4 protein-coding genes are annotated in these 4,903 nt (G+C 62.0%); all 4 read right to left on the reverse strand.

Translation table 11 applies throughout. From position 1 onward, the window contains the following. Positions 1-45: 45 nt before the first annotated feature. The 4 genes from WBB95_RS16620 to WBB95_RS16635 are packed head-to-tail and all read right to left on the reverse strand — an operon-like array spanning position 46 to position 4,720. Positions 46-1,575, reverse strand: coding sequence for a DHA2 family efflux MFS transporter permease subunit (locus WBB95_RS16620; protein WP_424488584.1), 1,530 nt, complete (start codon positions 1,573-1,575; stop codon positions 46-48). Further along, a complete protein-coding gene (locus WBB95_RS16625) occupies positions 1,575-2,777 on the reverse strand; it encodes an efflux RND transporter periplasmic adaptor subunit (RefSeq protein WP_424488585.1) in 1,203 nt (400 codons plus the stop codon). Before WBB95_RS16625 ends, WBB95_RS16620 begins: the two co-directional genes overlap by 1 nt. A 15-nt stretch (positions 2,778-2,792) precedes the next feature. Continuing rightward, positions 2,793-4,250: an efflux transporter outer membrane subunit gene (locus WBB95_RS16630; RefSeq protein WP_424488586.1), complete on the reverse strand. Its 1,458-nt coding sequence runs from the start codon at positions 4,248-4,250 to the stop codon at positions 2,793-2,795. After that, the gene (locus tag WBB95_RS16635; RefSeq protein WP_424488587.1) at positions 4,247-4,720 is read right to left on the reverse strand and encodes a MarR family winged helix-turn-helix transcriptional regulator; all 474 of its coding nucleotides are present in this window, start codon (positions 4,718-4,720) and stop codon (positions 4,247-4,249) included. Before WBB95_RS16635 ends, WBB95_RS16630 begins: the two co-directional genes overlap by 4 nt. Between the last annotated feature and the right edge of the window lie 183 nt (positions 4,721-4,903).

Consider the following 4,903-nt stretch of genomic DNA (forward strand, 5'->3'; position numbering starts at 1 on the left):
CAGGCAAGCCAGCTCCCACACTAGGCTGCATTCCAAGTTTGCGAATCAGTGCCCGCTCGCCTCCGGCCCGGCCTTCGCCGCAAATGGCGGTTTCGCCAGCCACACAATCACGATCAAGCCCATGAACATCCACCCCAGCAACGTGAAGTAATCCACGGTGGACATCATGTACGCCTGGCTGGTGAGGATCTGGTCCAACTGCGCATAGGCCTTGTGCCCTGCCCCGCCGAGCGCCTGCAAGGCATCACGGGTGGCGGAGTCATAAGTGGTCATGTTCTCGCTCATGTACGCATGGTGCTGGTCCGCACGGCGGATCCAGATCCAGGTGGTGAGCGAGGCCGCGAAGCTGCCGCCCAGGGTCCGCAGGAAGGTCGCAAGGCCTGCGCCGTCGGCAATCTGTTGCGGCGGCAGGTCGGACATCAGGATGCTCAAGGTCGGCATGAAGAACAGCGCCACGCCGATGCCCATGAACAGCTGCACCAGGGCGATGTGCTGGAAGTCCACTTGATTGGTGAAGCCCGCCCGCATGAAGCAGCTCATGCCAATCGCCAGGAACGCCAGGCCCGCCAGCAGGCGCAGGTCGAACTTGTGCGCGTACTTACCGACAAACGGTGACATCAATACGGGCAGGATGCCGATCGGCGCCACGGCCAGGCCGGCCCATGTGGCGGTGTAGCCCATCTGGGTCTGCAGCCATTGCGGCAGGATCAGGTTGATCCCGAAGAACCCGGCGTAGCCCAACACCAACACAATCGTGCCGATGCGAAAGTTGCGGTAAGCAAACAGCCGCAGGTTGACCACCGGGTGCTTGTCGGTCATTTCCCAGATGATAAACACCGCCAGCGCGATGACCGATATCGCTGCGCCAATGATGATGAAGTTGGATTCGAACCAGTCCAGGTCGTTGCCCTTGTCGAGAATGATCTGCAAGGCGCCGACCCCGACGATCAGGCTCAACAACCCCACGTAGTCCATCGGCTGGTAACTGGTGACCACCGGACGTTTCTTCAGCTGCGAGCGCACCACCATCACTGCAAAGATGCCGATGGGGACGTTGATGAAGAAGATCCACGGCCAGCTGTAACTGTCAGTGATCCAGCCGCCGAGGATGGGGCCGGCTATCGGTGCCACCACCGTAACCATCGCCAGTAACGCCAGGGCCATGCCGCGCCTCGCTGGCGGGTAGACGGCGATCAGCAACGTCTGGGTCATCGGGTACAACGGCCCCGCGACCAGGCCCTGCAGGACCCGGAAGCCAATCAGCTCGGGCATTGAGGTGGAAATACCGCAGAGAAACGACGCCAGTACAAACAGCATCGTCGCCCACAGAAACAGCTTCACTTCGCCGAACCGGCGGCTCAACCAGCCGGTGAGTGGCAAGGCGATGGCGTTGCTCACCGCAAACGAGGTGATGACCCAGGTGCCCTGCTCCGAACTCACGCCAAGGTTGCCGGAAATGGTCGGCAACGCCACGTTGGCGATGGTGGTGTCGAGCACCTGCATAAAAGTCGCCAGCGACAGGCCAATAGTGGCCATCAACAGGCTGGGTGGCGTGAAGGAGGCGTTATTGCTCATCAGCGTTGCACAGCCTTAGGCGCGGCGAGGCTGTTGTCATGGATCAACTGGGTGATCATGGCATCGGCTTCTGCGAGTTGGCGGTCGTACACGTTGGTGGTGAACGAAGCTTTTTGCGGCGCCTGTTGCGCCAGCACCGGGCCGCTCTGGTCGTGCAGGTCAACGTTGACCACGGTACTCAGACCCACACGCAGCGGGTGCTTGGCCAGTTCGTCAGCGTTGATGTGAATACGCACCGGCACCCGCTGCACGATCTTGATCCAGTTGCCGGTGGCGTTCTGTGCAGGCAGCAGGGCAAACGCGCTGCCGGTGCCGGCGCCGAGGCTGTCGACGGTACCGCTGAATTTCACATCACTGCCGTAGATATCCGACTCAATGTCCACTGGCTGGCCAATCCGCATGTCGCGCAGCTGGGTTTCCTTGAAGTTGGCGTCGATCCACAGCTGGTTCAGCGGGATCACCGCCATCAACGCGGTGCCAGGCTGGACGCGCTGGCCCAGTTGCACGGTGCGCTTGGCCACATAACCGGTCACCGGCGCGATCAAGGTGCTGCGCGCGTTGGTCAGGTAAGCCTGACGCAGTTGCGCGGCAGCGGCTTGCACATCCGGGTGGGACGAAATCACCGTGTCATCCACCAGCGCGCTGGTGGTCTTGAACTGTTGTTGCACGTTGGCCAGGGCGTTTTGCGCCGAGGTCAGGTCGTCACGGGCGTGGGACAGCTCTTCCTGGGAAATCGCGCCGCCGGCGGCGAGGTTCTTACGGCGATTGAAATTGTCCTGGGCCTTTTGCACGTTGGCCTGTTGGGCCAGCACCTGGGCTTTCATGCCGTCGACGTTGCTGTACAGGCCACGCACTTGGCGCACGGTGCGCGCCAGGTTGGCCTGGGCACTTTGCAGGCCGACGGCGGCGTCGTTCGGGTCGAAGTTGATCAGCACCTGGCCCTCATGGACCAGGTCGCCATCGTCGGCGCCGATGCTGACCACAGTGCCGGTGACCAGTGGGGTGATTTCCACCACGTTGCCGTTCACATAGGCGTCATCGGTGCTTTCGCTGAAGCGGCCGTAAAGCTCATACCAGCCCCACACGCCCACGCCGCAGAGGATGACGATCAGCGCCAGGCCGATCAGCAAGACTTTGCGTTTGCGTGGGTTGCGGTCTTCTTTAGGTTGTTCGTTTGCGTTGTTGCTGTCGGCAGTGGCCATGACAAATACCTCAAATTATTCCGTATGGGTGGCGGGACGGGTCGTGGTCGCGGCCACGTTATCGGCGTTAAACCCGCCACCCAGGGCTTGCATCAATTGAATCGACAGATCGATTTGCGCGGCGTTCAGCGTTGCCAGCTGACGTTGGGCCTGCAGCAATTGCTGCTCGATACTGAGTACGTCGAGGTAATTACCGATCCCTGAGCTGTAACGCTGCACGCCGGTGTCGTACGACTGCTGGGCAATGTCCGCGGCATGTTGCTGCGCCTGGATCTGCCGCCCGGTTTCGCGCAACTGCACCAGGCTGTTGCCGATGTCGCCAAGGGCCTGCACCAGGGTTTTGTTGTACTGCGCCACAGCCAGGTCGTAATCGGCGTCACGCGCATCGAGGTCGGCGCGCAAACGGCCGCCGTCGAAGATCGGCAACGAGATCGTCGGCGCAATGCTGAAGAAACGGCTGGCCGAACCAAACATCGCGTCACCCAGCAACGACTCGGCCCCGGCGCTCGCGCTCAGGTTGAGGTTAGGGTAGAAACGGGTTTTGCTCGCGGCCACGTTCTTGCTTGCGGCCTCGACACGCCAGCGCGCGGCGATCAGGTCCGGGCGACGGCCCAGCAGTTCGGCAGGCAATACCGACGGCACGGCCACGGCGCTGGGTTTAAGCACGTTCGGGCGAGTCAGCCCACTGCCACGGTCCGGGCCTTTGCCGAGCAACACGGCCAGGGCGATCTTGGCGCTTTGCAGTTGTTTTTCCGCATCAATCAGTTGCGACTGAGAGCTGGCTTCCAGGCTTTCGGTCTGCTGGTACTGGTATTGGCTGTCGATGCCGGAGTTCAGGCGACGCTTGCTCAGGTCGAGCATCTGGCGGGTGCGCTTGAGGTCGTCATTGGCCAGGTCGCGCACGATATGGGCCTGGCCCAAGTCGCTGTAAGCCTTGGCCACGTTGGCGGCCAGGGTCAGGCGCGCGGCCTGCTGGTCGACTTCGGCGGCGCGAGCCTGGCCCAGCGCGGCTTCCCAGGCGGCGCGCTGGCCACCCCAGAGGTCGAAGTTGTAATTGAAGCTGGCGCCGATATTACGCACGGTGGCGTAGGCATCGCCTTGCCCCAGCGGGTCCTGGTCCTTGGCCAGCCGCGAGCGGCTGATGCCGGCGCTGGCATCCAGGGTCGGCATGCGCGCCGCGTCGGCAGCATAGGCGGCCGCTTCGGCCTGATGGGCGCGGGCACTGGCGACCTGCATGTCAGGGCTGTTTTGCAACGCTTCGTGAATCAGGCCGTCGAGTTGTGGGTCGCCGAGGCTTTTCCACCAGTCGGCAGCCGGCCAGGCCGCGCTCGACAGGGTTACGCCGCTCAAGGACTTACCGGTTTGCAAGGTGTTGGCGTCGAGGCGGTTGCCCTGCGTGTCGAGGCCGCTGAAGTTGGCACAACCGGCCAGCGTCATCGCCACCACCACCAGGCTCAGTGCGCGTGTGTTCATTGATTACCTACCCGCTGGATGACGATGGCGTCACCGGCAGCTACCAGAATTTTCGTGAGGATTTTTTCCAGGGTTTGCAACTCGCCAGGCTCCAGGGCGCCGGCCAGTTCGTTCATCGACTGCGCGCCGATATTCGGCAGCATGTCTGCCAGCTTTTGGCCGTCTTCGGTGAGCACCAATTGCACCTGACGCCGGTCCTGCTCGGAACGCTTGCGTGCCAGCAGGCCCTTTTGCTCCAGGCGGTCGAGCATGCGGGTCATGGAACCGCTGTCCAGGGACAGGTTGCGGCACAGCTCGGCCGGGGTGTCGACGTCGAACTGGGCAATGATGATCAACACCTTGAACTGCGCGGCGGTGACGCCGTGGGGTTCCATATGGGTGTCGATAATGCGGTCCTTGAGCAGCGCCGCCCGGCCCAGCAACAGGCCGAGGTGGCAGTTGCGAAAGCTGTCAGGGGTGAAGTGGGTCATCGGAAGTCACCTTATTACTGCCTAGGCAGTGAATGTATGACAAGATGTTACTGCTTAGGCAGCGAATGTCAAATGGAATTATTAGCTTGCTTGGTATTTTTCGCGACAGGCGGGGGGGGAGAGCGGGAATTTGGTTGGGGGGGATTGCGGGGTGTCAGTTTGGTTTGATGAGTGTATATCCGT

Source organism: Pseudomonas sp., from assembly GCF_049645325.1.
Lineage (GTDB): Bacteria > Pseudomonadota > Gammaproteobacteria > Pseudomonadales > Pseudomonadaceae > Aquipseudomonas.

Excerpts from the sequence above, each read along its gene's own strand:
- WBB95_RS16625 (WP_424488585.1), bottom strand. The coding sequence starts at position 2,777 with ATGGCCACTGCCGACAGCAACAACGCAAACGAACAACCTAAAGAAGAC.
- WBB95_RS16630 (WP_424488586.1), bottom strand. The coding sequence starts at position 4,250 with ATGAACACACGCGCACTGAGCCTGGTGGTGGTGGCGATGACGCTGGCC.
- WBB95_RS16635 (WP_424488587.1), bottom strand. The coding sequence starts at position 4,720 with ATGACCCACTTCACCCCTGACAGCTTTCGCAACTGCCACCTCGGCCTG.
- WBB95_RS16620 (WP_424488584.1), bottom strand. The coding sequence starts at position 1,575 with ATGAGCAATAACGCCTCCTTCACGCCACCCAGCCTGTTGATGGCCACT.